Genomic DNA, 26,428 nt, shown 5'->3' with positions numbered 1-26,428 from the left:
GAGACCCACATGACGAGCCCACCGGCACAGCAGGAGTACGTCTTCGACCCGGTCTGGGAGAAGGAGACCGAGCGGCTTCGCACCAACGAGGCGATCTGGGACCCGGGCACCCTGGAGCGGCTCGCCGCGCTGGGTGTGGGGCCCGGCTGGCACTGCCTGGAGATCGGCGCCGGCTCCGGTTCCGTGGCGCGCTGGCTCGCCGACCGCGTCGGCCCCGCGGGCCGGGTCCTCGCCACCGACCTCCAGACCGAGCGTCTCGCGTCGCTGTCGTCGCTGCCCCAGGTGGACGCCGTACGGCACGACCTGCGGGAGGAGGACCTGCCCGAGGCGGCGTTCGACCTCGTGCACTCCCGCATGGTGCTCCAGCACCTGCCCGACAGGGCCGCCGCCGTGGCCCGCATGGTGCGCGCGCTGCGGCCCGGTGGAGTGCTGTTCCTGGAGGACACCGACTCCTCCACTCTGTTCCGCTCCGCCGTCTCGGAGGACTTCCTCCAGGACGTACGAGCCGCCGGATACGGCCTGATGCGTGAGTCGGGCCACGATCCGCGCGGCGGGCACGTCGACCACCAGCTGATGCTGGCCGCCGGCCTTGAGGTGACGGCGGAGGGCCGGGCCGTCATGGTGCGTGGCGGTTCCGACCAGGCCAGGCACTACATGCTGTGGCTGGAGTTCATGCGACCACGCATCGTCGGTGCCGGGCTCCTGGACGACGCCCGGATCGACGCGGCCCTCGCCGAGATGGCCGACCCGGCCCACCACTGGCTCAGCCAGGTGCTGATCAGCACGGTCGGGCGCAAGGGCGGGGCGGAGCCGGGACGATGACGGCGACGACCGCGGCGCCCCCGCGCCAGGGCGTCCGGGAACGGGCGGGCGCCTACGCGAAGCTGGCGAAGCTCTCCTTCTTCGACTACTACCTGTGTGTCTTCGTGGTCCTGGCGCTGCTGCCCGCCGCTGCCTGGGACGAACCGCGCACCTGGTGGGTCCTGGTGCTGTTCGACGCCGGCTGGGTCGGGGTCGTGGCGGCCACCGTCGCACTGGACGACGTCACGGGCGTGCGGGACGGCAGCGACGCCCGCAACTACGACCCGCAGGAGTCACTGCGCGCCCGGGACCGCAAACCCCTGCTCGACGGCCGGCTCACCCTGCGGCAAGCGCTGCGCTTCGGCTGGGGATGCGCCATCGGGGGCAGCGCCCTGTGGGCGCTCACCGCGCTGGTCGCACCGCACCGGCCCTGGTGGGCGCTGGCGGCGGCCGGCTTCTCGGTGGTCATCAGCGTGCAGTACTCCTACGGCCTCAAGCTCAGCTACCGGGGCGGCCAGGAGGCGGTCATCTGGCTGAGCACCGGCCTGTGCGTATTGATCCCGTTCGCCCTGCTGAACGGGGAGATGACCGGAGCGGCATGGCTGGCGTGCTTCCTGTTCGGCCTGTGGAGCCTCATGGTCTCGGTCTACTCCAACATCAACGACGTGGACGGCGACCGGGTGGCCGGCCGCCGCAACCTCGCCACGAGCGTCCCCCCGGGCGTCTACCGCGGCTTCATCGCCGGGCTCTCGCTGGCCGAGACCGGCGCGATCGCCGTCACCGCGGCGGTCGGCGCGGTGCCGTGGTGGTTCTGCGCGTTCCTGCTGCCCGTGGTGGGTCTGCGCGCCCGGCAGGCACACGCCGGGCTGGTCGCGGGCGAGGTGCTCTCGGCCCGCAAACAAGGCGTCACCATCCACCGCTGGGGCGTCGTCCTGCTGGTCGCGGCGAACCTGGCGCTCGTGCACAAAGGCTGAAAGGGCACACGATGTCCCCAACGAAGAACGACGCCGTCCCGCAGAGCTCGGGCCGCCGCGTGGTGGTGGTCGGCCAGGGGTACGTGGGCCTGCCGCTGGCCGTACGGGCCGTGGAGGCGGGCCACACCGTCGTGGGCTACGACGTGGACGGCGGCCGGATCGCCCGGCTGGCGTCGGGCGACTCCTACGTGGAGGACGTGGACGAACGGCGGCTGGCGAAGGCGCTGGAGTCCGGCGCCTACCACCCCACGACCGACGTCGCGGCGCTCGACGGCTTCGACGTGGCCGTGGTCACCGTGCCCACCCCGCTTCTCGACGACGTACCCGACCTGACCTGCATCGAGGAGGCGGCGCTCACACTGGCCGCGCATCTGCGGCCGGGCGCGCTGGTCGTCCTGGAGTCCACCACCTACCCGGGCACCACCGAGGACGTATTCGGAGCGCTGCTGCAGAAGGAGAGCGGCCTGTGCCCCGGCACCGACTTCCACCTGGGCTACAGCCCCGAGCGCATCGACCCCGGAAACCGGCGCTGGACCCTGGAGACCACCCCCAAGATCGTGTCGGGCGTGGACGCGGAGTCCCTGCGCCGCACCGCGGAGTTCTACGACACGGTGGTCGAGCGGACCGTGCCGGTGCGCGACACCAAGACCGCCGAGCTGACCAAGCTCCTGGAGAACACCTACCGGCACGTCAACATCGCGCTGGTCAACGAGATGGCGGTGATCGCACGCGAACTCGGGGTGGACGTCTGGGAAGCGATCGACGCGGCCTCCTCCAAGCCCTTCGGCTTCATGCCGTTCACGCCCGGCCCCGGGGTGGGCGGGCACTGCCTGCCCGTCGACCCGCGCTATCTCTCCTGGCGGGTGGAGCGTGAACTGGGCCGCCGGTTCCGGTTCGTCGACCTCGCCAACGACGTCAACAGCCAGATGCCGCACTACGTGGTCCAGCGCCTGGTCCAGGCCCTCAACCGGCTCCAGCGCCCGGCGAACGGCTCCCGGGTGCTGCTGCTGGGCCTCGCGTACAAGCGCAACACCGGCGACGCCCGCGAGTCGCCGGCGGTGAAGGTCGCCGAACTGCTGCTGCGCACCGGTGCGCAGGTGCACGCGGTGGATCCCCACGTACGGGAATCCGTGCCGCTGGACGCCCGGGTGCGCAGGGTGGAGCTCACCGAGGAGGAAGTGGCCGCCGCGGACGCGGTGGTGCTGCTCACCGCGCACGACGACTTCGACTACGACGTGGTGCTGCGCGGCGCCCGGCACGTCCTGGACTGCCAGCGGAGGCTGCGGCCCGCCGCCCACGTCGAGCTCCTCTGATGGCGGAGGCCCACGGCGGCCGCGCCCGGCGGGTGTGGCAGGACGCGTCCGTGTCCGCGGTCGTCGCGGGCGCCGTCGCGGTCGTCGTCTCCTTCGCGGGACCCCTGACCGTCGTGGTCCAGGCCGCGCACGCCGGCGGCCTGGACGAGGCCCACCTCTCGTCGTGGGTCTGGGCGATCGCCGTGGGCAGCGGGGTGACCGGGTTCGTACTGAGCCTGCGGTACCGCGCGCCGATCGTCGCCGCCTGGTCGACCCCGGGCGCGGCGCTGCTGGTCACCCAGCTCGACGAGGTGCCGTACGCGACGGCGATCGGGGCGTATCTGGCCGCCGCCGCGCTCACCGTCCTGGTGGGGGCGACGGGCTGGTTCGACGCGCTGATGCGGCGCGTTCCGGCCGCCGTCGTCTCCGCCGTACTGGCCGGGATCCTGCTGCGGTTCGGCCTTGATGCCTTCCGGGCCCTGGAGAGCGGTCCCGCGGTGGCCGGGGTGATGCTCGCCGGGTACGTCGTCTGTCAGCGGGTGGCGCCCCGGTATGCCATAGCGGCGCCGCTCGCCGCGGCCGTCGCGGTGGCCGGCCTCACCGGCACACTGTCCCTCGGCGACACCCGGCTGTCCCTCGCCGCCCCGGTCTTCACCGCGCCCGCGTGGCCCGGCGAGGCGCTGGTGAGCCTGACGCTGCCGCTGTTCCTGGTCACCATGTCGGCGCAGAACGCGCCGGGGGTGGGGGCCCTCAAGGCGGCCGGGTACGCGGTGCCCTCGGGGCCGCTGGTCCGTGAAACGGGTGTGGCGTCCGTCGTCCTCGCGCCGTTCGGGGCACACGCCCTCAACCTCGGCGCGATCACGGCGGCGATCTGCGCCGGCCCGGACGCACATGAGGACCGGGCCCGCCGCTATGTGGCCGGACTGAGCTGCGGGGTGCTGTACGTCGCGGTCGGCCTGTGCGGGGCGACCGTCGCCGGGCTGTTCGCGGCGCTGCCGCGGGAGCTGATCTCGGCGGCCGCGGGCGTCGCCCTGCTGGGGGCCCTGAGCGGCAGCATCTCGGGCGCGTTCGCCGAGGCGGACAACAGGACCGCCGCGATCGTCGCATTTCTCACCACCGCGTCCGGTCTCACCTTGTGGGGACTCGGAGCGGCTTTCTGGGGTTTGATCTTCGGGATGTCCTGCCGGGTGATCCTGAGGAAATCGGAGCGGAATGAGAATTCCGGTGCCGGTCGCTCGTCCCAAGATCTGGAACGGCGGCGAGAGTAATTCCAAGAAGGTGAAAAATAAGGTTCCCCGGAAGATATGCGGTCCGTATGCTCTGACCTGAGTTTCACGCATCGTGGGCTACGGGGGTAGTGTTATGCGGAATGCAATGCTTCAGTTATCGGGATACAAACAATTCACCTCCTTCGCGATCGGGATATCCCCATGACCGCCGGGGCGCTCGGCGCCGGTCAACTGTGCCCCCGGCCGACCCTCGACCTGCGGTCCCGCGTACCCGGCCACCGCGACACGCTGATCGGACGCGACCTTGAGGTCCTCACCCTCTCCGCACTGCTCGGCGAGGAAGCACACCGGCTGATCACCCTGACCGGCCCCGGCGGTGTCGGCAAGAGCCGGCTGGCCTGCGCCGCCGTGGCCGACGCCCGGATCGCCCGGGTCGCCTATCTGGACCTGCACGGGACCACCGGGTGCGACGGCCTGGCCGAGACCCTGGCCGCCCTCCTGCCGGACGAGCCGTGCCTGTTGGTGCTCGACGGCTGCGAACAGGCCGCCGACGCCACGGCCGCCGCGGTCGACATCCTGCTGAGCCACGCGCCCGCACTGCGCGTCCTCGCCACCAGCCGCCGCCCGCTGCGCCTGTACGGGGAGCGGTTCCTCCCCGTACCCCCGCTGCCGGCCCCGCCCTCGCCGTACCGGCAGGACGTTCTGCAACTCCAGGACTACGCCGCGGTGGAGCTGTTCGTCGACCGGGCCCGGGCGATCGACCCGTCGTTCGCGCTGACCGCGCAGAACGCCCGGGCGGTGGCGGAGATCTGCACCCGCATGGACGGACTGCCGCTGGCCATCGAACTGGTCACCGAGAAGCTGCGGCTCTTCCCGGTGGACAGCCTGCTGACCCGGCTCCGCGAGGGCCGGCCGGTGCTGGGCGGCTACCACGCCGCGCGCTCGCCGCTGCACCGCAGCGTCCACTCGATCACCGAGCACAGCTTCCGGCTGCTCGACGAGGAGCAGCGCGCCCTGCTCACCCGCCTCTCGGTCTTCACGGCCGGTACGAACCTCCCCACCGCCGAGGAGTTCTGGGAGCTCCCCGCGCACCGGACGGAACAGGCGGTGGAGGCGCTGGTCGGCCACCATCTGCTGCGGGTGACGCCGGGCGGCGGGGAGCCACGGTTCACGATGTTCAACACCGTCCGCGAGTTCTGCCTGGAGCGGCTGTCGGCCACCGGCGAACTGCCGGACGCCCGGCGTCGGCACGCCGAGCACTTCCTGTCGCTCGCCCTGGAGGCGGAGCCCCACCTGACGGGGCCCCAGCAGGCCAAGTGGCTCCAGCGCCTTGCCCCGCTGCACGAGGACCTGCTTGCCGCACTGGCCCATCTGGAGACGAGCGGCCGCCGGCTCGACGCGGCGCGCGCCACCCTCGCCCTGCACCGCTTCTGGCTGGTGCGCGGTCACCTCGACCTCGGCGAGCAGTGGCTGGCCAAGGCGGCGGAGGCGTTCGTCGCCGCCCCCGGGCACGAGGAGCCGTCCGCGCGGGCCCACGCGGCACGGGGCGAGGTGGCCCTGGCGCGCGGCAGCGTGCGGCTGGCGGCGGACTGCTTCTGGCGCGCGGCCTGCGCCTTCCGCGAGCAGGGCGACACCGCCCACGAGCGGGCGGCGCTGGCGTGGCTCGCCTTCACCCACCAGCCCGCCGGGCCCGAGGCGATCCGCAAGGCCGCGGCGCAGCTGCTCCGTGTGGCGTCCGACGAGGGGGCGACCGTCGAGGTGGCGAACGCCGCCCTGCCGCTGGCGGCCGGGAGCTGGTCCACCGACGCCAAGCTCACCGCCGACCTGCTGGACACGGCCGACACCCTGTTCATGCGGGCGCGGGACGTCCGGGGCGAAGGGCTGGTCCTCGGCCTGCGCGGCGCGGTGGCCGACGCGCGGGGCGATCAGACGCTGTCGGAGCGGTTGCTGTGGGAGGGCCTGTACCGGCTGCGGTCCATCGGGGAGCACATGGTGCTGCCCTCGGTGCTGGAGGGGCACGCGGTGCATGTGTGGCGCCGGCTGCCGCACCAAGGACACCGCGTGGCGCGGCTGCTCGCGGCCGCGTCCGCGCTGCGGGAGTCGACCGGGGCGCATCCGCCGTTGCTCGTCCACGGCGCGGCCGCCGCCCTGCCCGACGCGCGCCGCCAGCTGTCCGGATCCGAGTACGCGGCGGCGTGGCGGGAGGGGCGGGTGCTCTCCGCCGTCGCGGCCGCGGGCGAGGCGCTCGCCTTTGGTCCGCCGCCCGCCGGGTCCGCGTCGGCGGACCACCGTCCGGCGCAGCTCACGGCCCGTCAGTACGAGGTGGCCGAGTTGGTCAGCCAGGGGATGACCAATCGCCAGATCTCGCAGCGGCTACGCTTGTCGGAGTGGACCGTGGTGAACCACGTCAGGGAGGTCATGCGCCGCCTCGACGTGCCGTCCCGCCTTCATGTGGCGAAGTGGGTGCTGGGGCGGGAGTACCGCGACGCGGTGGACACCGTGGCGGAGTGACCGCCCCTCGGCCGCCGGTCAGCGGGCGGCCGGGATCCGGCGCAGCTTCTCCGGGTTGCGTACGGCGCGTACGGCGGTGATCCGGGGACGGTCGCCGACCAGGTCGACGTCGACGGCGACCACGGCGAACACCCCTGCCGGTGTGGCCAGTACGGCGGCGGGCGCGCCGTCGTACTGCTCGTCCATCCGGACCACGAGCCCGGCCGGATAGCGGCCCGCGGTGGACGCGAAGTACTCGGCGACCGCGGAGGCTCCGTGCAGCGGGACGCGCGGGGTCTCCGCGTGGCCGTTGCCGTCCGCCCACATGGTCACGTCAGGGGCCAGCACCGTCATGAGCGCCGCCACGTCGCCGCCGAGGCAGGCGGCGACGAAGTGCTCGGTGATCTCGCGGACCCGCCGGCGGTCCGACTCGAAGCGCCGGTTCCGCAGCCGGACATGGCGCCGGGCGCGGCTGCCGAGCTGTCGTACGGCCTGTTCGGTGCGGTCGACCGCCTCGGCGACCTCGGGAAAGCTGAACCCGAACACCTCGTGCAGCACGAACACCACCCGCTCCAGCGGGGACAGCGTCTCCATCATCACCAGGACGGCCATGCTCAGTGACTCGCCGAGCAGCGAGGACTCCACCGCGACGTCGGACGAGACCAGCAGCGGTTCGGGCAGCCAGGGCCCGACGTACTCCTCGCGTCGGGTCCGGCTGCGGCGCATCTCGTCGATGGAGGTCCGGGTGACGGCCCGGACCAGGTAGCCGCGCGGATCGGCGACGGCGTCCGGGTCGACGCGCTGCCACCGCAGCCACGTCTCCTGGACGACGTCCTCGGCGTCGGCGACGGTACCGAGCATGCGGTACGAGATGCCGAACAAAAGCTGCCGGTACCGTTCGAACGGATCCGAGGTGCCGGATCGCTCGGAGACGGCTGTCGCCTCGGCCATGACTCTCCGTTCCACGTGCACTCAGGTTCAGGACGCGCCGCCGTCGATCGCCGACTGCCCTGCCGAGTCTACAATCCCGGGCCTCCACCCCTCGTGCCGAATCCTGCCGTTCTCCATGCGGAATCCACCGATTCCGTCTGCGGAATTCCTTTACCGGATCAGTTCGTGTTCAGTAAATGCGACGGGCCGATAGGGAGCACGGAAAGAATTCGGCTAGTCCCTGGCCCGGGCGACATCCGCCTTCGCGGCCGGCTCCGCGGCCGGTTCCGGTTCGGGACGCGGGGCCGGCGGCAGGAGCATGGCGAGTGCGGAGCCGACGACCGCCACCGCGACCGTCAGGAACAGCCCGTAGCGCACCGCGTCGGTGAGCCCGTCGGCGTACATCGAGTCCGTCAGCCGGCCTGCCTGCTGTCGCACCTCCTCCGGGACGCCCTCGGCGGCGAGCCGGTTCTGGAGCAGGGCACCGACCGCGGCACCTCCGACGACCGCGCCGATCTGCCGGAACGTGGTGAACATGCCGGAGGCGACACCGGTCAGCCGCGGCGGGATCTCCTGCATCGCGAGCGTGCTGGTGGGCGCGAAGACCAGACCCATGCCGACACCGAAGACCACCTGGCCCGGAATGATGGCCCACACGCTGGAGTCCGGCCGGGCCATGACGGCGGTGAGGGCGATACCGGCTCCGAAGATCAGCAGCCCCGGGATGAGGAGCTTGCGGCCGCCCAGCTTGCCGACGGCGCCGCCGGCCAGGGGCGCCACGAACATCGAGACCAGCGGCCCGGGTACGAGGGCGAGACCGGCCTCTCCCGCGGAGAGCCCGAGCACGGACTGCAGATAGAGGGTGAGCGGCAGCAGCACCCCGATGGAACCGAACAACAGCATCGCGCCGAGCAGGGCCGAGACGGTGAACCCGCGGCTGCGGAACAGCTCGAACGGCACCAGCGGACGTCGGTCCTGACGGGCCCTCTGGTGCACCGCGAAGACCCCGAGGAGCGCGACGCCGAGCACGAGGACCAGCGGGATGCTGAGGAAGGACTCGATGGTGCCCCAGTCGTAGCGCTCGCCCTCGATCAGCCCGTACACGATGAGGGTGAGGCCCGCTGTGGACAGGAGGGCGCCCGACAGGTCCAGCGAGGACTGCTGCCCCGCCCGGACGTCGGGCACCACGACGAGCGCGCCGATCAGTGCCGCCGCGCCGATCGGGAGATTGATGAAGAAGATCCAGCGCCAGTCGAGGCCGGAGACCAGCGCGCCGCCGACGGTCGGCCCCGCGACCGTGGCCAGACCCGCGACGGCCGACCACACGCCGAAGGCCGCCCCGCGCCGCTCCGCCGGGAAGACGGCGCTGATCAGGGCCAGGGTCTGCGGCATCATCACCGCGGCGCCGAGCCCCTGGACCGCCCGGGCCGCGATCATCTGCCCCGGGGTGTCCACGAGGCCGCACACCACCGACGCCAGAGTGAAGACCGCGAGTCCGGCGGCGAAGACCCGCTGCGCCCCGAAGCGGTCGCCGAGCCGCCCGGAGAGCAGCAGCAGCGCCGCGAAGACGAGCATGTAGGCGTTGGCGAACCAGAGGATGTCGTCCAGTGACGCGCCGAGCCCCGCCGCCATCTCGGGAATGGCGATCGTGACGATCGTCGTGTCCAGCAGCGTCATGAAGGAGCTCGCGCAGAGCACCGCAAGCACCAGCCAGGGGCTCCGCTGCCGAGTGTGTGGTGCGTCCGTGACCATCCCGCGGCCTCTCGTTCGTCGTCGTGTGAGGTGCTTCAACAGGACCGACGCAGCCGGAGGCGAAACCGTGACATGGGCGCGGAAGGAATCCTGGGAAGGGGCGGGCCTGTCACACTTCGCGGCGCCGCTGCGTCGGTACTGGTGAGAGTGAAGGCAGCGCACCACGACACAGGAAAGGCAGGAGCGGACATTGAACGGCGAGACGCTCATTCAGCGATACATCCGGGCCCTCGGGGAGCAGGACTGGGACGCTCTCACCGAGCTCTACGACGAGGACGCCGTCTTCTACACGCCCCTCAAGTGGGGGGTCAAGGGCGTCCCGTTCATCCTTCAGTTCTGCAAGGCCGTGCACCAGGGGTTCCCCGGCGTACGGGTGGCCCTGCACGACGAGTTCTCCAACGCGGACGGCACCCGGGTGGCGTTCCGCTTCTCGATGCACTGGCACAACACCGGCCCGTTCCTCGGGCAGGAGCCCACCGGCGAGCGCGGGACGAGCATCGAGGCCCACACCGTGCGGGTCCGTGACGGCCGCATCACCGAACAGGTCGTGGCCGTGGGGTCGTTGCACCTGCCATACATCCAACTCGTGCGCTGGGGCATGGAGTTCCCCCGCGACCTGGTCGACCCCGCGCCCGAGATCGTATCCGCACCCCATGACGGGGGAACGCGTGGCTGAGCCCGCCGCTTCCCCCGCCCCCGGACCGGGCGCACCCGGGCCGCGCGATCCGGGCGCCGGGGAGATCCCCTTCGGGACCCGGCCCCCCGAGGACGTCGCCACGCGCATGCGCGAGCGCGGCTGGTGGCGCGACCGGTCCATCATCCAGGACCTCCTCGACACGGCCGCCGAGCACCCCGACGCACCTGCCGTCGTCGCCGCCCGCACGGACGCGGCCGACCCGGTCACCATCGGATACGCCGAACTCGCGGGCCACGCCGAGCGGTTCGGCGCCGCCCTGCTGTCCCTGGGGATCCGCCGCGGCGACCGGGTCGCCTTCCAGCTCCCCGGCTGGTGGGAGGCCGCGGCGCTCACCCTGGCCTGCGCGTGGACGGGCGCCGTCGCGGTGCCGCTGCTGCCCACGATGCGCAGCCGGGAGACGGAGCGCCTGCTCCGGATGACAGGGGCGAGCCTCTGCGTCGTCCCGGACACCTGGAACGGATACGACTACGCTGCGGCCCTCGAAGAGATCGCGCCCGGGCTCCCCGAGCTGCGCCACCTCGTCGTCCACGGAGACCAAGTGCCCGACGGGGCCGTCGACTTCGCCGCGCACTTCCTGCACACCGCGCACGAGGCCCGGCTGCCGCACCCGATCGAGGTGCCCTCCGGACGCGACCTCGACTCCGTGATCCTGGTGATGTTCACCTCCGGCACCACCGGCGAGCGCAAGGCCGTGCTGCACACCGAGAACACGCTCCACGCCGGGACCGCAGCGGCGTCCGACGCCGCCGAGCGGGGCTGGGACAAGGGTGAGGTGTTCTGCTCGCCCCACCCCGTCTCGGGGCTCGCCGGTCTCCTGTACTGCCTCTGGGGGCCGATCCTCGCCCGGGGCACCGGCGTGTACCTGGACACCTGGAACGCGGCGGAACAGCTGAAGCTGATGGCGAAGGCACGGGTCACCCAGGTGTTCGCCGCACCGCCCTTCGCGACCCAGCTCGTCGAGGCCCAGCGGGCCGACCCGCACGAGCTGCCCGCCCTGCGGTTCGTCATGTGCGGGGGCGCGCCCGTGGTGCCGAAACTCGTGGCCGACGTCACCGACGCCTTCGCGGTGCCGGTGCGCACCTGCTGGGGGATGACCGAACTCGGCATGGGCATCCGCACTCCGGAAGGGGGGCCGCCGGCCGGTGCCGTCCGCAGTGACGGGCGTCCCCTCGCGGGCCTGGAGATCTCCCTGCGCGAGGTCCCGGGGGAGGACGGCGTGCACCGGCTCTGGGTCCGTGGCCCCTCCGTCTGCGTGGCCGTGTGGTCGCCCGGTGCGGACGGCGGTACGGCGCGGCCGACCTGGACGCGGGACGAAGGGTGGATGGACACCGGCGATCTGGTCCGCGACGACGGCGCGGGCGGTGTGCGCTTCGAGGGGCGGGCGAGCCGCCGGGTCGGCGGGCCGTACATGATCCCCGTGGCGGACGTCGAGGGGGAGATCCTGCACCACCCCGACGTGCGCGAGGCCGTGATCATCGGCTACAGCGGGGAGGACGGCCAGGAACACGCCTGCGCGGTACTCGCGCCCCGCGCGGACCGGACGCCCGACCTGGCGGAGCTGCGCGCGTTTCTCGCCGGGCGCGGAATGACGGAGTGGTACATCCCCGAACGGGTCGTCGCAGTCGCGGAGCTTCCCAAGAACGAGAACGGAAAGGTCCTCGTCGGGGAATTGCGCCCGCTGCTGGCCCGGGAGCCCGTCTCATGACCCCGGCCGGGCGGGCGTCCGACGACCGCCCGGCACACCGGGAGGCGGCCTCGGCCACGGGCGTGTCCAGGCCCTGGCGTCGCCCGCCTCCCGGCCGCTACCGCGTCTGCCGCTGAGCCACCCACTGGGCGATGTGGACGCGGGACGGCACGTCCAGACGGCGCATGATGTGCCGTACGTGATTCACCACGGTCCACTCCGACAGGTTGAGCCGAGCGGCGATCTGCCGGTTGGTCAGTCCGTTGCTGACGAGCAGGGCCACCTCGTACTGGCGGGCCGAAAGGCGCGCGGAGTCGGGTGCCGCGGACGGCGGGGGCCCGGTGGGCAGCGGCGCGGCCAGCGCCTCCTGGGCCGCGGCCCACGGAGACAGCGCCCGCCCCTCCCGCCGTACCGCCTCGTACTCCGGGCCGGAGCAGAACTCGCGCAGCTCCCGCGCGGCGGAGGCGGGCACGGCCGCGGCCGGGAGCGGGTTCGCCCCGGTCGCCTCCCGGATGGCCGCCGATGCGGCGAGTATCCTCGCGATCCGCTCGCCCTGCTCCGGCAGGCGCTGCCACAGCAGATAGGCGCGGGCTTCCAGGGCCGGAGGCAGCATGGTGCACTCCCCGACGGCCTGCAGCCGGAGCAGGCCCTCGTGGAGCAGGCTCTCCGCCCGCTCCTGATCGCCGCGCGCGATGCTCACATCGGCGCGCTGGACCAGCACGAGTCCTTGGCCGCGTACGTCCTGCGCCCGCGCGTACACGGTCTCCGCCGCGTCGAGCAGCTCCGAGGCCAGTTTGGCGTCCGTCCGGCGGGTCTGCGCGGCGAGTGCGAGTGCCGCCTCCCCGACCTCTTCCGCCGCCGGGGACGTCCGCGCGGCCGTGAGGACGTGCTCCGCCGGGGCGCGGGAGCCGGCGGATGCCGTGTCGGGCCGCGCCGCGGCGAGCCGGGCGCGGGCGGTCAGCTCCAGATGGTGCTGCCCGCACTCCGCGTAGGCGATGGCGGCCCGCTGGAAACAGTCCGCCGCGAGACGGCTGTCCCCGGCGGCCATGGCGAGGGCGCCTCGCGCGGCCTCGGCCCGCGCGGTGAGGTGCCGATGCCCGGCGCCGGTGAGCAGCACGGCCGAGGCGTCCGCCAACCACCGCTCACCGCAGGCGAGGTGACCACGCGTCAGCCAGTACCGGCGCAGGGCGAGCGCGGCCAGGGCGGTGTCGTGCTGCCGCCCCCGCGCGGTGAGATGGGAGAGGGCGGCCCGGACGTTGTCGTGGTCCGTCGCCAGCCGGCCGAGCCATGCGCGCTGCCGGGGCCCGGCCAGGTGCGGTTCCGCCCGCAGCACCAGCGCAAGGAAGTGCTCGGCGTGCTGGTCGCGGACCTGGTCCAGGGTGCCGGCCGCTTCGAGCCGCTCCAGACCGGACTCCCGGACGATGTGGTACATCGAGCACCGCGTCTCCGTGTCCGCGGTGTGCACGCGCAGCAACGCGTGGGCGGCCAGGGCCTCGACGGTCTCCTCGGCCCTGTCGGCGGGCAGGCCCCAGAGCTCCCCGACGGTGGTGAGGCTCATGCTGCCGACGGCCACCGAAAGCCGGGTGAGGAGATCGAGCCGGCGCTCGTCGAGCCGGTCGTAACTGCGCTCCGAGATCGCGCTGATGGAGCGGTGCCGGGGCGAGCGTGCCGGGTGGCTGCCCCCGAGGACCGGCCTGCCGTCCCGCAGCCGGGTCAGGAGGACGTCGAGGTCGAACAACCGCAGCCGGTTCGTGGCGAGTTCGATGGCGAGGGGGATGCCGTCGAGGCGGGCACAGATCTCGGCGACGGTCCGGGCGTTGTCCGCGGTGAGGGTGAAGGAGGGGACGATCCTCCTGGCCCGGTCGAGGAAGAGCGTCACCGCCGGGTGCTCCTGGAGCTCCGACACGTCCTGGTGGTAGGGAGGCGAGGGCACGGACAGCGGCCGCACAGGGACCACCTGCTCGCCGCGGACCCGCAGCGGCCGGCGGCCGGTGGCAAGGACCCGCAGCAGGGGCCGCTCGTCGAGGAGCGCGTCGACCATGGCCGACGCGGTGTCCCCCGACGGCTCGAAGCCGTCGAGGACCAGCCAGGCCTCGGCCGACGGCGGTGGTACGTCCATGGCCTCGGCCAGCGCCTGGGAAGCCTCGATCTCATGGGCGTCCACATGCCGCACGACGGGCGGCGCGGCGTGCGCCACCGCGGCCTCGGCGAGCCGTGTCTTGCCGACGCCGCCGGGCCCGACGAGGGTGATCAACCGGGCTGTGGGCCGGCCGAGTCGCGCGGAGAGGTTCACGAGGTCGAGGCTGCGTCCGACCAGGGGAGTGCGCGCCGACGCCGAGGGCCGCGACGCGTGTCCGGAACGCATGCCCGGCGGCTTTCCGCCCCAGGCCGCGCATTGTGCCTTCATGGGCAGACCTTGGTTCCGCGCGATTGGTTCTCGGTCGTGTTCCCCTGTGCATTGATCATTTCTGCCGCCCCCGTAGATCTTGAGAAAAGAATCTTGACGCCAAAACCGCGCTGTTGGTTTGTTATTTGAGTCTATGGGTTGGCGCGTCGGTTCCGCATGAACCTTGCGCGGCTCCCCGGTGAGCAATTGCCTTGCGCATGACCGGGATTGGCCCTCGTCCCGGATCCCGTGCGTGTCACAGTGTTGGTCGAGCGTCCAAGGCCGACCGGGGGGAGCCATGCTGCGCATCCATTTCACTGGCAGTGATGTGGAGAACGTGAGGCTTGCCCGGCGACCGGACCCACTGTGGGAGATCGTGTGCAGCTTGTGCCGTTTGCAGACCCGTGAGGGTGCCCTCGCCTTCGCGCCGTGGCGGCGGATGGCCGGCGGCCTGATCCGCCGGGGCGAGGAGGCCCGAGGGGTGGCGTCGGCGCTGTCCAGTCTGGTCCCGCGTGCCGCGTACTTCCCGGACTTCCTCACCCCGCCCGTCGAAGGCGGCCCCCCTGAGCTGCGGGAGGGCGTCGACCGGGTGCTCGCGACACCGAGGCGCCGACTGCGCCACGAGCTGGCCCTGCTGTCGGCGAGCGGCGGACGGCCCTGGGCGGGCGCGGAGCTGGCGCGCGGTGACACGACTGCGCTGACGGCGCTGGGCGGGAACCTCCGTACCTACCACCGGGAGTTCATCGCGCCGGTGTGGCGGCACATCGACGCGGCCACGGCGACGGACCGGGCGCTGCGCACCCGTGCCCTCGTGGACGGCGGGACGCGGGCGCTGTTGGACAGTCTGCGGCCGATGGCGGTGTGGGAGCCGCCCGTGCTGACGGTCGACTACCCGGTCGAGTACGACCTGCGCCTCCAGGGCCGGGGCCTGCTGCTCGTCCCGTCGTACTTCTGCTGGCGGCGCCCCATCACACTGGCCGACAGCGAACTGCGGCCCGTACTCATCTACCCGGTCGACAAGACGCCGCCATGGTCCACCGCCTCCCCGGCGTCGCTGGCCCGCCTGCTGGGGCCCACCCGCGCCGCGCTCCTGTACGAGGCCGCCGTGCTCGCCTGCCCCACCACCTCCGAACTCGCCCACGCGACAGGGGTATCGCTGCCGAGCGTCAGCCAGCAGCTCGCCGTGCTGCGGGAGGGCGGACTCATCGCGTCCCGACGCGACGGCAAACGCGTCCTGCACACCGCGACGCCCCTGGGGCATCAGCTCCTCGGCAGTCGCTGAGACGCCACCACCCGCCCGACGTTTTGGCCGGAGCCAAAACCACATGCGCTGCGATTCCCGGGCCGCCCAGGCTGTGCACGGAGGACACGAACCACACCGCGCACGACCGAGGAGGCAAGCACATGCTGATCAAACACTCCGTACTCGCGACGGCCGTCGCCCTGGCCTCACTGACGGCGACCCTGGCAGCCACCCAGGCCCAGGCGGCCCCGGTGTCGCCAGAGGCGGTCTCACCGACGGTCAAGCCCGCACCCGAGAGGGTCTTTCACACGACGGACGGGCTGAGCTCCTGCCCGAAGGGCCGCTTCTGCACCGAGACATGGGACGAGGCGAAGAAGAGCTGGAAGATCCACGTGTTCTGGCAGTGCGGACTCTACGAGCTGACCAACTGGGAGCGCGTGGGCGCCTACATCAACAACCAGGACGGTGCGTACGCCAAGGTGCTCAACAAGGAAAGGAAACTCGTGTGGCCGGAGATAGCGCCGAACAACAAGAAAAGCTGGGGCAACTGGTCGGACGCGTGGTTCATCCGCCCTTGCTGACGGACCCCCGCCGCACGTGAAGCTCCCTTCGCCCTCGTGCGGGAATTTCGTGCGGTGATACGGAGAACTCCGCCGGCATTGGGGCTTCGCGACGAACTTCAGCTCTTCGCTCTCGTCTGGCGTCGCAGGCATGCAGTCGCAGGCATGCATCCGAGGAGGAGCCGAAGGTGACCGAAGATCTGCACGAGCCGTGGTCGGCGCCGACACGCCCAACGACCTGCTCATGTCGGTGGTGGAGCGGCCCCCGCACCGCTGGGCGGAGTTCTTCCGTGAACGGCGGCTTCCGCAGCTGCGCGAGGACGGCGTGGACATACAGGTCCTTCCGGTGTTCGTGGACGACCGGTTCCGGCCGGAGGGAGCGCTGAACCGCACCCTGCGGATGGTCTCGCTCGCCCACTGGGGGCGCTCCGCGCTCGCCGACGGCAGCGGGGAGGGCGCCACCGGCTCCCGGCTCACCGGCGCCGGTGTCGCGGCGCTGCGGGAACTGGAGCGCCTCGGCGCCGTGTTCGCCATCTCGCATCTGTGGGCGGCCGGTGTCGGCGCCGAGCAGGTCGGCATCGGCCCGGACTTCCTGCGGGAGGTCGCCGCGGACATCACCTCACCGTGCTGCGACGGCGGCGACCGCACGGGGGTCGCCTTCGACGCCTCGCTGCCCCATCACACGGACGAGACTGGTGCCATGGAAGAGGTCAACGTCGTCGTCGCCCACTCCGAACGCGCGACCCTGCGCGTAGGTGACGTGTTCCTGAAGGTGGACGCCGATCAGGCCCGCGTCGACGTCGAGGTCGACGCGATGGCCCTCGCGCCGGTCCCGACTCCGGAGGTCCTGTGGCGCAAGCCGCCCGTGCTCGCGATCGCCGCGCTCCCGGGGACGACGCTCGGCCGCCTCGGCGAGCCGTCGACCGCGTCGCCGGCGGCGTGGTCCGCGGCGGGCGCCGCCATCCGTGAGTTGCACGACGCACCCTTGCCGCCCTGGCCCGGCCGGGCCGGCCGGGGCCGCGACGAGTTGACGGCGGAACTCGACGGCGAGTGCGAGTGGCTCGTGACGAACGGCGTCCTGCCCGCCGACCTGGTCACCCGCAACCGCCGGATCGCCGAGGCCGCGCTCCGGCCGTGGACTCCGGCGTTCACGCACGGCGACCTGCAGATCGCGCACGTATTCGTCGACGGCGACGACGCGATCACGGGCATCATCGACTGGTCCGAAGCGGGCCGGGGCGACGCCCTGTACGACCTCGCCACCTTCACACTCGGCCAGGAGGAACACCTCGGTGACGTCATCGCCGGCTACGGCACCGATGTCGACGTCGACATCGACGTGATCCGCGCGTGGTGGTCGTTGCGAAGCCTGCTGGCCGTCCGCTGGCTGGCCGAGCACGGCTTCGATCCGACCGCGCCGGGCTGTGAGGTCGACGTGCTGAGATCCCGGATGTGAGGCCGGCCGCACGGGCAACCGGAAGAGCCAAAGCCCTGCGACGGCGGGATCCGGACGAGCCCGCGGAATCGGAGGATCGGAGCCCAGAACGTCGCTGTAGTCGCTAGCGTGGCGGCACAGTGGAGGGAGGCAACCAAGCTGATGGCGACGCTGGTTGTGGGATTTCGGCTCGGCAATGACACGACCGGCCGGCAAGTGACGGTACTGGTGACCGAGTCAGGTGTCTTGCACCGCGCCCATGGCCCCTACGGGAAGGCTCCGAGACTGTCCCGGCCCGAACCGTCGAGCGCGCTGATCCACGAGAGCCCCGTACGCAGCGGCGAGAGCCCCTTGGCCCGCCCCATCCTCCACCTGCGGGAGCACCACGCCGACTACACCAAGAGGGGCTATACCCGCCCCCTCATCCCGCCGGGCGTCGTACGCCTCGACACCGAGGAGCACCCACCCCACCACAGGCTGCCGCACCCTGAGTTGATGGAGGCTTTCATCGGGGCGGCTCCCCACACGCCGCAGCCCCTTGAGTCCGCCATCACGGCCTTCCGCGCCAGTTGCCGGTGGGGTGGGCCGTCACCGGCGGGGGAGTGAGACTGCACGTCGGCAGAGCGGGCGAGACCCTCGACCGGGCAGCGGTGATCGAACTGCATGCGGCTCTCAGCGCGTGGTTGCGCTTCACAGAGAAGCCCGTCGGCGGTTAGTCGTTGGGGTTCCGGAACCTCGGCCTGAAGGTGCGGTTGCTGCCGCGGGGTTGGTCCTATCCGTGCTGTTCCGCGTAGTGCGCGCGGAGCAGGTCGATCCCCCAGTCGTGGCGCAGGTGGCGCCAGACCGAGTGGGCGTGGTTGCCGTTGTCCTGAGTGTTGTCGTACTCGATGAGGAAGTCGGGGGCTCGGACGCAGTAGTAGTGCTGATCGCCAGGCGCCCGGCCGCCTGCCCAGGCGAAGGTGAGGGCGTCCAGCCCCCTGGCCACGGTGTCGTCCCAGCACTGCCGCGCGTACGCCGTCGGCGCGCGGTCGAGGTAGCGGCGCACCAGGCGTTCCAGGAGCCGGCGTTGATCTGGCGTCATGTCGCCGTGCGTGAGTCCCGTCGGCAGCCGGGCGGGGTCGGCGAACGGGTCGTCGCGGGTCAGGATGTCGTCCGGCGCCACACTGTCGAAGACCGCGACCGCCTGCCGGTCGGGGTCGAGGTCCGTGACCAGTTCCCTGGCCAGGTCCTCCTCGGGCCCCAGCAACCGACGGCCCGCCAGCGGCCCCTGTGCGACACGCGCCGGCTCCGCACCGATGAAGTGCGGGGTCACCCGGACGCCCGTGCCCGTGACCAGTACGTGTACTGCGAGGTGGTGGCCGTTCATGCGCCACGCCCAAGGGGCGTCGCCGTCCGGGTCGCCGAGCAGCCGCAGCCAGTAGCGGTCGGGGGCTCCCGCGGCGCCGGCCATGGCACGGCGGTGCCGCTCCACCTCGATCGCGCCGCGGGCCAGCTCCGCTCCCGTCGCGCTGTGCGCCGCGGCGAGCAGCCCGTCCACCGCGGCGCGCTGCCCGGCGTCGAGTCCCTCGGTGGACAGCCCCGGACGCGCACCCGGCAGGTACGTCCACTCGCGCAGTTCGGGCGCGTCCAGCCGACCGGGGCCCGCCCGCAACTCACGTACCTGCTCCGGCTCCAGGACGGACAGGAACGCGTGCGCCGCCTCCCGCATGTCCGCGGCCGTCGCCACCCAGGAATCCCCGTCCACCGTGTCTCCTCCGCCTCGCCCGACGTGCGCGTACACGGGGCGGTGTCGCCCCTGTGACCCATGGTGCGTCATTCGGCGGCGACGGGCCCAGCTCTCGGGCGACGGGCCCCGTTCCGGGGCCACGGACCTCGTTCCCACCCATACCGGCGGGCCGGGCATGATGTCCGGCACAGGGCGGCGATCCGTCGCCTCGGCCGAGGAACATCCGAGAGGCGGCTGGCGTGTTCGTCCTGCTCATGTACGGTGCACTGCTTGCCGCGCCCCTCTGGGCCATCGCGGTCGCGGTCAAAGTGGTGTCCGTGGCCCTGCCCGGGCGTCGCCCGGACTGGGGCCGGGATCTGCTGTGCTGGAGCGCGGGCATGGCGGCGGCCGCGGCCGTCATCACCTACACGATCGGGCTCGGTTCGGTCCAGTGGGAGGCGAGCGAAGCCGAGTCGGGCGCGTCGTCGTCGCCGGCCGTTCCCTGCCGTTCGCTCCCGCCCGGCACCCTCGACCGGCTCGCCGGGCACGAACCGTCCTACGTCCCGCTGGGTTTCGACTGCCTACTGGACGACGGAAGCGTGGTCGCGGGAAGCGGCCCCTACACCTTGCTGAACGCCGTGGCGGCCGCCTTCGCCCTCGCGGCGGTGCTGGCGCTCATCACGGTGGGTTTCGTGGACGAGCACCGCGCGAGGTCAGCGCGGCGAGGGGGCGTCCCGGAGGGCGGAAGTACGGGCAGCCTCTCGGCGTGACACGGGTCGCGCGTCTTCGTCGTCTTCGCCGCTGCCCCTCCGGCCAGCATGGTGGCGATGACGTCGCGGCGCCGTCCGGTCTCAAGCTCAGAGGCGGCGACAGTGGAAGATGCCCCAGCGCAGCTGTCCTCGGTGCGCCGCGTCGACCCACAGGGACAGACTGTTCAGTAGCGTGTCGACGTAGTCGGGGCTGATGACCGTGCGCAGTTCCTGTTCGCGGTGGCGGGTCTCCTCGGTGAGGCGCTCGTAGTGGTTGCCGATCTGGTCGCTGAGATCGTCGAAGTCGACATCCGACATGCCGAGCGCCGCGAGCGAACTGCGGTAGAACTCCGGTGTGGCCAGCTCGTCCACCTGCAGCCGGGACACGACGGGGCGCAGCGTCCGGGCGGAAGTGCCCTCGTCGGCCATCAGGTCGGTGAAGACCAGGGCCCCTCCCGGTTTGAGGACACGCACGGCCTCGGCCAGGGTGCGAGTGCGGTCCGGGCTGTGGCAGAAGGCTTCCTGGGACCAGACGACATCGAAGCGGCCGTCCTCATGGGGGATGTCCTGGAACGATCCCGTGACCACGTCGATGAGGCCGTCCAGCCCACGCTCGGTGTTGACGGCGCGGTGGTGTCGGTTCTGTGTCTCGCTGATGTTCAGGGCGGTGACCGGGCAGCCGAAGGTGGCGGCCAGGCAGCGGGCCGGGCCGCCGTAACCGGACCCGATGTCCAGCACTGCGGCTTCGGGTGTGAGGAGGTCGGCGACCTTCTCGGCCACCCGTTCCACCGTGCGGCGGGAGGCGTCCGCGACCGCCTCGCCCGCATGCGTATAGATGCCGTTGTGAATGTCTTCGCCGCCCCATACGTAGGCGTAGAACGTGTCGACGTCGCTGCTCTCGTAATAGTCGCGGGCCACGTCCTCGCCACGCGAACCACCGTGGTACGGCATGGATTTGCCTCCAATGATCGCTGCTGCGGTCCGGTCGTCGGACTCAGTCTCGCGACTGCGCCGCCCGCCTGCACAGGAACCGAATGAGTGACCGGTTCAGGACGCGTGGACCCGGGGCCGGCCCGGCGCCGTCGCGGGGACCGAAACGTCCTGGTGCTCACGCACGGCCGCCTGTGGCGGTTTTCCGATCGAGACGTCTGTGGCCGGTGACAAGGCGCCACGCGTCGATGTCCTGATAGCGCCGCGGGCCCGAGTGGCCCTTTATCGTGCTGCCGACCAGGTGGAGGCGTTCGGTCTGCCAAGGGTGTCCGGTGAAGCCGTCGAGGCAGGCGGCCGCAGCCGTTACGGACGCGTTGTCGTAGCGGCGAGCGCGGGCCAGCGTGAGGTGGGGACGCAGCGGACGGTCGACGAAGGCGACGTCGCAGTCCCTGAGCCGTGCCCGTACCGCTTCGGTGAGCTCGTGCAGTCCGTCGAGATCGCCCTTGATGCCGCTCCACAGCACTCGCTCGTCGAAGTGCCCGCCACCCACCAGCGCCAGTTCGAGTGAGGGGCGGGCGGCTGCCAGGTCGGCGAGGGGTATACGAAGCCGCTGGACGGCCTGCACCGGCACCTCGCCCAGGAACGCCAGCGTGATGTGCCAGTCCTCGATGCGGTTCCAGCGGAGGTCGGGGTAGGCGGCGTAGGCCGGGTTCAGGGCTTGCGCCAGCTCGTTCTTCGCACGGTCGGGCGGGGCGAGGGCGATGAACGCGTGCTGGGTGGGGGACTGGGGCGGTTCGGTCACGCATGCCTTCCTACCTCATGCGCCCGCGGGGCTGAACCCGGACTGTGCCCGCAGCGCCCACAGCCTCAGCCTCAGGAAGCCCGGGCGGCGGGCAGCAGTACCGAGACGTCCGGCTCCGACCGGGTGGCGAAGCCGCCGGTGACGGTCAGGCGGTCGAGGTCGACGACGGCGATCCGGTCGACGTCGAGCAGGGACACGTACGCCACCGCCTCGTCGGGGTGGAGCGAGACGGCGGCCGGGATTCCGTCGAGCCGCAGGGTGCGCAGGGGCCGCAGGTCGGCGGTGGCGCACACCGTGAGGGTGTTCCCCACGATGTCCGTCACGAGCAGCCGGTCCTCGTCGAGGGTGTAGACCCGCAGCGGGTCACCGCCCACCTTCCGGCTCCGCCGCACCTTCATGGTGCGCGCGTCGACGGCGACCAGCGCGGAACTCCTGCGGGCGCCGACGAACAGCGTCTTCTCGTCCGTGCTCAGGCAACTGCTCTCCGGCAGTTGCCCCGGGGTCACGAGGACCGGGGGTACGGCAGCGTCGTACGGCCTGACCAAGCTCACCGTGTGCGACAACAGGCCCGTGACATAAGCCCGTTCGCCGTCGCGGGTGAGGGAGAAGAGGTGGGTCTTCACCCCGTGCGTCGGCACCGCCCTGGTGGGTGCCCGGTCGGTGGCCGGGTCGTCGAAACCGAGCAGCACCGCCTTCTCCTCGCTGAGCGCGTACAGCCGGTCCCGGTCGTCGATGCCCATGCCGTGGACGCGGTTGTAGGGGCGGATGTCGATGGTCCGGGCCAGGGCCCGCTGGTCGAGGTCGATCACGAAGACGGCGGCGCCGCCCTCGCCGACGGTGGAGGCCATGCGGACGCCGTAGTGCCCGACGTAGGCGAAGCGCCGCCGCGAGTCGACGACCATCTCGTGGGGGTAGTCGGGCAGTTGGACGGTCCCCAGAAGCCGGCCCGATGTGACGTCGTAGAAGCTGACCGCGTGGCTGCTCTTCTCCACCACCAGCAGCACGTCACCCCGCACGTCACCCCGCGCGTCACCCCGCGCGGCACCCCGGGAGGCGCTCACGGCGGACGCCGGGAGACCACTTGCGAGCGCGCCGCCGCCCGCTGCCTTGACCACCGTACGACGTGCCACCACGGCCCCACCTCGTTTCCTCGACTCCGAACACTGTGGCCCCAGGAGCCTCTGTAAGGATCCCGCCCCGCAAGGCGTGTGACGCAGGTCATGCATGCGGCTCGATCGGTTCGTGCCGCGCGGTCCAGCCGCGCGTCCCTCGGCCGGCGCTTCGTGCCCCCGCGGCCCACGCCCCGGAGCTCGGCGACGGGTATATAGGCTGATCACGTGGCACCTACCGAAGATCCGACGGACGAGAGCGGCACCGCGACGGACCTGCAGTCGTTCGCGGTCCAGCTGCGCCGCATGAACGGCGAGCTCAACCGCGTCGTGCACGCCTTCGCCGCCGGTCAGGACCTGCACGCCACCGATGTCCAGGCCCTGAGCGCCATCCTGGACGCCGACGAGCCGATGACCCCGGGGCGGCTGCGCACGCACCTGGGGCTGACCTCGGGCGCCGTCACCGCGTGCCTCGACCGGCTCGAACGGGCCGGGCACATCCGGCGCTCCCGGGAGAGCCAGGACCGCAGGGTCGTCCATCTGCACTACGAGGACAGCGCCCGTTCCGCGGCCCGCGCCTTCTTCCAGCCGCTCGCGGTCGCCACGGAGAGCACCCGGGCCCTCTTCGACACCGAGGAACTGGACGTCGTCATGCGGTTTCTGGCGGCGCTCAACGAGGAACTCGCGGACGTACGCCCTCCGTCCCCCTGATCCGAAGACGGCCACCCGACAGGGGCGGCCACCCGTCCCCTCCCGACATTTGGTTCAATCATTGAGATAGTTCATGGTTGAGTCACCTCTAGGAGCCACATGTCCGCCGGTGCACGCCTCGCCCGCTGGCTCGTCCCCGTCGTCCTCCTCGTCGCCTGGCTCGGCGTCGGCGGAGTGCTCGGTCCTTACGCAGGGAAGCTGGGTGAGGTCGCCACCAACGACCAGGCCGCCTTCCTCCCGCAGAACGCGGAATCGACCCAGGTCATCGAAGCGCAACGCGCCTTCGACCAGAAGGAGACCCTGCCCGCCGTCGTCGTGTGGACCGCCGCCGACGACGAGCGGACACAGCGTCTGACCGCCGCGCAGAAGGAGGCGGCTTCCCGGTCCCTGCGCTCGCTGGACGGCTCGCCCGGCACGACGGGCCGCGCCTCGCCGGCCCTGGCCGCCGAGGACGGCCGCGCACTGCAGGGCATCGTGCAGCTACGGCCCGATCTGGGCGACGAGCTGCCCAGGGCCCTGGAGCGGATCGAGAAGGCGGCGGCGAAGGTCCCCGGAACCACCGCGCGACTTGCGGGCCCGGCGGCGAGTCAGGCCGACCTGTCCGACGCCTTCGCCGGGATCGACGGCATCCTCCTGGGCGTCGCCCTGGTCACCGTCCTGCTGATCCTGCTGCTCGTCTACCGCAGTCTGCTGCTGCCCTTCGTCATCATCGTCGGCGCGGTGTTCGCTCTCGGACTCGCCTGCGCGATCGTCTACGCGCTGGCCGACCACGACGTCGTACGCGTCGACGGGCAGGTGCAAGGCATCCTGTCCATCCTCGTCATCGGCGCCGCCACCGACTACGCACTGCTGCTCACCGCCCGGTTCCGCGAGGAACTGGCGCTCGACGGCGACCGGGTGGCCGCCATGCGCTCGGCGCTGCGCCGCTCGACCGGCCCCATCGTTGCCAGCGGCGCGACCGTCGCCCTCGGCCTGCTCGCCCTGCTGCTCAGCGACCTGACGAACAACCGGGCACTCGGCCCGGTCGGCGCCATCGGCATCGCCTGTGCCGTCCTGAGCGCGCTGACCTTCCTGCCCGCGGCGCTGCTCCTGCTCGGGCGGGCCGCGTACTGGCCCGCCAAGCCCCGTGCCGCGCAGGAGGGCACGGCCGGGCACGGCGTGTGGCGCAAGGTGGCGAGGACCGTGGACCGGGCGCCGCGCAAGGTCTGGGCATGGACGCTCGCCGCACTGTGCGTGTGCGCCGCGTTCGCGCCGAACCTGCACTCCAAGGGCGTCCCACTGGACGAGATCTTCGTCAACGACGCGCCCTCCGTCGCGGCACAGAAGACCCTGGGCGAGCACTTCCCCGGCGGCTCGGGGAACCCGGCCGTTGTCATCGCCGACGCCTCCCGGCTCGACCGGGTCACCGCGGCGGTGAAGGGGACGGACGGGGTGGCCGAGGCCTCGGCCGTGACCGCGTCCGGCCGCCCCGGTGCGGGCGAACCCCTCGTGGTCGACGGCCGCGTACGCCTCGACGCCACACTGAAGGACCCCACCGACAGCGACGCCGCCAAGGAGACCGTGGTGCGGCTGCGCGACGCGGTCCACGCGGTGGACGGCGCCGACGGTCTCGTCGGCGGCTACACCGCTCAGCAGTACGACACCCAGCAGACCGCGGAGCACGACCGGGTGCTGATCATGCCGGTGGTCCTCGCGATCATCCTCGTGATCCTCGTCGGCCTGCTGCGCTCACTCCTCATGCCGCTGCTCCTGGTCGCGACGGTCGCCCTCAACTTCGTCGCCACCCTGGGGGTGTCCTCACTGGTCTTCCAGCATGTGTTCGGCTTCAGCGGCACCGACGCCTCCGTACCGCTGTACGGCTTCGTCTTCCTCGTGGCCCTCGGCGTGGACTACAACATCTTCCTGATGTCGCGGGTCCGCGAGGAATCCGTACGGCACGGCACGCGTGAGGGAGTCCTGCGCGGGCTGACGGCGACCGGCGGTGTCATCACCTCGGCCGGTGTCGTCCTGGCCGCGACGTTCGCCGCCCTGGGCGTCATCCCCCTCGCGTTCCTCCTCCAGATCGCCTTCATCGTCGCCTTCGGCGTCCTCCTCGACACCCTGGTCGTACGCTCGCTCCTCGTCCCCGCACTGGTCCGCGACATCGGCGACACGGCGTGGTGGCCCGGACGCGTCTAAGCGCATCTGGAAGAAGCCGAGGCGCCACTTCGACCTCGGGCCATGAAGAACACGGCGTTGCAGGGTGAACCGGCACACCGCCGCGGGCGTTCACAGGACAGAAAGGCAATTCCGCCTGCCGATCAGGGAGTTCATCATGTGGGACCGTCGCTCTCTTCTGTGTACCAGTGGCGTCGCGGCAGCCGGCGCGCTCGGCGCCGTCGCCTCTGCCTCGACCGCCGAGGCATCTTCCACGCCGTCCCGTGGCCATCACTCGCCCGCTCACGACCCGACCGCCGGCGTCACGCGCACCTTGCTCCAGGAGAACCCCTCGCCCGCCAAGGGCTGGAAGACCGTGCAGACCCTCGTCGAGATACCTCGGCGCAGGGAATCGGGCCGCCACAGCCACCCGGGAGTGGAGGTCGGCTACATCGTCCGCGGCGATGTGTCGATGGAGTTCGACGACGGGACCACCCTGCGGCTTCGTACGGGCGACCCCTTCTTCATCCCCTCCGACACCATCCACAACGCCCGCAATATCGGGAAGGTAACAACGATGATGCTGTCCACCTACGTCGTCGACGAGACGAAGCCGCTGGTGACCACACCCACCCCTTCCCGACGTGGTGGTGAGTGATCGCTTACTCAAGACCCCGCGCGAAGTAGTCGCCTCCCTCATCCCGGGGGCCGGAGCCCCACTCCGGCCCCTGCGGAACGGCAAGAAAGCGGCAAGGTCTTGCCAAGTGCTTCCGGCGAGCGTGTGAGCCGTTCATCCGCGCATGCGGCTGAGCA

22 protein-coding genes are annotated in these 26,428 nt (G+C 71.8%); 15 read left to right on the top strand and 7 right to left on the bottom strand.

Translation table 11 applies throughout. The annotated features are described in order from the left end of the window. The first annotated feature begins 9 nt into the window (after positions 1–9). The 5 genes from AB0H82_RS07270 (at position 10) to AB0H82_RS07250 (ending at position 6,807) form a co-directional block, all read left to right on the top strand. Entirely contained in the window at positions 10–822 is an 813-nt protein-coding gene (locus AB0H82_RS07270; protein ID WP_362989761.1) for a methyltransferase domain-containing protein, read from the top strand. After that, positions 819–1,775, top strand: coding sequence for a UbiA family prenyltransferase (locus AB0H82_RS07265; protein WP_362989760.1), 957 nt, complete (start codon positions 819–821; stop codon positions 1,773–1,775). The genes AB0H82_RS07270 and AB0H82_RS07265 overlap by 4 nt, the downstream gene beginning before the upstream one ends. A gap of 11 nt (positions 1,776–1,786) precedes the next feature. Continuing rightward, positions 1,787–3,088, top strand: a complete 1,302-nt coding sequence (locus AB0H82_RS07260; protein WP_362989758.1) for a nucleotide sugar dehydrogenase — start codon at positions 1,787–1,789, stop codon at positions 3,086–3,088. Beyond that, positions 3,088–4,335, top strand: coding sequence for a benzoate/H(+) symporter BenE family transporter (locus AB0H82_RS07255; protein WP_362989756.1), 1,248 nt, complete (start codon positions 3,088–3,090; stop codon positions 4,333–4,335). The genes AB0H82_RS07260 and AB0H82_RS07255 overlap by 1 nt, the downstream gene beginning before the upstream one ends. 162 nt (positions 4,336–4,497) lie before the next feature. After that, positions 4,498–6,807, top strand: coding sequence for a LuxR C-terminal-related transcriptional regulator (locus AB0H82_RS07250; protein ID WP_362989754.1), 2,310 nt, complete (start codon positions 4,498–4,500; stop codon positions 6,805–6,807). Positions 6,808–6,825: 18 nt separating this feature from the next. Here the strand turns inward: AB0H82_RS07250 and sigJ are convergent, their stop codons facing one another. Both sigJ and AB0H82_RS07240 read right to left on the bottom strand, forming a co-directional pair. Further along, the gene (gene sigJ, locus AB0H82_RS07245; RefSeq protein ID WP_362989752.1) at positions 6,826–7,737 is read right to left on the bottom strand and encodes an RNA polymerase sigma factor SigJ; all 912 of its coding nucleotides are present in this window, start codon (positions 7,735–7,737) and stop codon (positions 6,826–6,828) included. Positions 7,738–7,950: 213 nt separating this feature from the next. Further along, the gene (locus AB0H82_RS07240; protein WP_362989750.1) at positions 7,951–9,468 is read right to left on the bottom strand and encodes a DHA2 family efflux MFS transporter permease subunit; all 1,518 of its coding nucleotides are present in this window, start codon (positions 9,466–9,468) and stop codon (positions 7,951–7,953) included. 190 nt (positions 9,469–9,658) lie between these two features. On the opposite strand from AB0H82_RS07240, the gene AB0H82_RS07235 reads away from it, so the two are divergent. Both AB0H82_RS07235 and AB0H82_RS07230 read left to right on the top strand, forming a co-directional pair. Continuing rightward, entirely contained in the window at positions 9,659–10,144 is a 486-nt protein-coding gene (locus AB0H82_RS07235; protein ID WP_362989748.1) for a nuclear transport factor 2 family protein, read from the top strand. After that, on the top strand, positions 10,137–11,870 hold the full coding sequence (locus AB0H82_RS07230; RefSeq protein ID WP_362989746.1) for an AMP-binding protein: 1,734 nt from the start codon (positions 10,137–10,139) through the stop codon (positions 11,868–11,870). The genes AB0H82_RS07235 and AB0H82_RS07230 overlap by 8 nt, the downstream gene beginning before the upstream one ends. A gap of 97 nt (positions 11,871–11,967) precedes the next feature. On the opposite strand, the gene AB0H82_RS07225 is transcribed toward AB0H82_RS07230, so the two are convergent. Further along, entirely contained in the window at positions 11,968–14,256 is a 2,289-nt protein-coding gene (locus AB0H82_RS07225; protein ID WP_362989744.1) for a LuxR C-terminal-related transcriptional regulator, read from the bottom strand. A 373-nt stretch (positions 14,257–14,629) separates the two neighbouring features. On the opposite strand from AB0H82_RS07225, the gene AB0H82_RS07220 reads away from it, so the two are divergent. From AB0H82_RS07220 to AB0H82_RS07205, 4 genes are all read left to right on the top strand, one after another. Next, positions 14,630–15,517 (top strand): winged helix-turn-helix domain-containing protein, encoded by an 888-nt coding sequence (locus tag AB0H82_RS07220; RefSeq protein WP_362989742.1) that lies wholly within the window; start codon positions 14,630–14,632, stop codon positions 15,515–15,517. Between the two features lie 122 nt (positions 15,518–15,639). Then, positions 15,640–16,059, top strand: a complete 420-nt coding sequence (locus tag AB0H82_RS07215) for a hypothetical protein (RefSeq protein WP_362989740.1) — start codon at positions 15,640–15,642, stop codon at positions 16,057–16,059. 679 nt (positions 16,060–16,738) lie between these two features. Further along, positions 16,739–17,494 carry a phosphotransferase gene (locus AB0H82_RS07210; RefSeq protein WP_362990052.1) on the top strand — a complete coding sequence of 252 codons (756 nt, stop codon included), beginning with the start codon at positions 16,739–16,741 and terminating at the stop codon, positions 17,492–17,494. Between the two features lie 225 nt (positions 17,495–17,719). Then, positions 17,720–18,079, top strand: a complete 360-nt coding sequence (locus tag AB0H82_RS07205; RefSeq protein ID WP_362989739.1) for a hypothetical protein — start codon at positions 17,720–17,722, stop codon at positions 18,077–18,079. Between the two features lie 166 nt (positions 18,080–18,245). On the opposite strand, the gene AB0H82_RS07200 is transcribed toward AB0H82_RS07205, so the two are convergent. Continuing rightward, positions 18,246–19,217, bottom strand: coding sequence for a DUF3500 domain-containing protein (locus tag AB0H82_RS07200; RefSeq protein ID WP_362989737.1), 972 nt, complete (start codon positions 19,215–19,217; stop codon positions 18,246–18,248). A gap of 236 nt (positions 19,218–19,453) precedes the next feature. Between AB0H82_RS07200 and AB0H82_RS07195 the strand changes: the two genes are divergently transcribed. After that, entirely contained in the window at positions 19,454–19,948 is a 495-nt protein-coding gene (locus AB0H82_RS07195; RefSeq protein WP_362989735.1) for a hypothetical protein, read from the top strand. 87 nt (positions 19,949–20,035) lie between these two features. Here AB0H82_RS07195 and AB0H82_RS07190 read toward each other — a convergent pair whose 3' ends face one another. From AB0H82_RS07190 to AB0H82_RS07180, 3 genes are all read right to left on the bottom strand, one after another. Continuing rightward, positions 20,036–20,878, bottom strand: a complete 843-nt coding sequence (locus tag AB0H82_RS07190; RefSeq protein ID WP_362989733.1) for a methyltransferase domain-containing protein — start codon at positions 20,876–20,878, stop codon at positions 20,036–20,038. A 157-nt stretch (positions 20,879–21,035) separates the two neighbouring features. Beyond that, positions 21,036–21,659: an RNA 2',3'-cyclic phosphodiesterase gene (thpR, locus tag AB0H82_RS07185; protein WP_362989731.1), complete on the bottom strand. Its 624-nt coding sequence runs from the start codon at positions 21,657–21,659 to the stop codon at positions 21,036–21,038. Between the two features lie 71 nt (positions 21,660–21,730). Beyond that, on the bottom strand, positions 21,731–22,789 hold the full coding sequence (locus tag AB0H82_RS07180) for a YncE family protein (RefSeq protein WP_362989729.1): 1,059 nt from the start codon (positions 22,787–22,789) through the stop codon (positions 21,731–21,733). 207 nt (positions 22,790–22,996) lie between these two features. Between AB0H82_RS07180 and AB0H82_RS07175 the strand changes: the two genes are divergently transcribed. The 3 genes from AB0H82_RS07175 to AB0H82_RS07165 all read left to right on the top strand — a co-directional run bounded on the left by AB0H82_RS07175 (position 22,997) and on the right by AB0H82_RS07165 (position 26,273). After that, positions 22,997–23,479: a MarR family transcriptional regulator gene (locus tag AB0H82_RS07175; RefSeq protein WP_362989727.1), complete on the top strand. Its 483-nt coding sequence runs from the start codon at positions 22,997–22,999 to the stop codon at positions 23,477–23,479. Positions 23,480–23,578: 99 nt separating this feature from the next. Further along, positions 23,579–25,657 (top strand): MMPL family transporter, encoded by a 2,079-nt coding sequence (locus tag AB0H82_RS07170; protein WP_362989725.1) that lies wholly within the window; start codon positions 23,579–23,581, stop codon positions 25,655–25,657. 136 nt (positions 25,658–25,793) lie between these two features. After that, the gene (locus AB0H82_RS07165) at positions 25,794–26,273 is read left to right on the top strand and encodes a cupin domain-containing protein (RefSeq protein WP_362989723.1); all 480 of its coding nucleotides are present in this window, start codon (positions 25,794–25,796) and stop codon (positions 26,271–26,273) included. Positions 26,274–26,428: the final 155 nt, after the last annotated feature.

This window comes from Streptomyces sp. NPDC050732, from assembly GCF_040654255.1.
In the GTDB taxonomy this organism is placed as follows: Bacteria; Actinomycetota; Actinomycetes; order Streptomycetales; family Streptomycetaceae; genus Streptomyces.
Note: the sequence above shows the minus strand (reverse complement) of the source record. Positions and strands in the feature narration are given on the sequence as shown.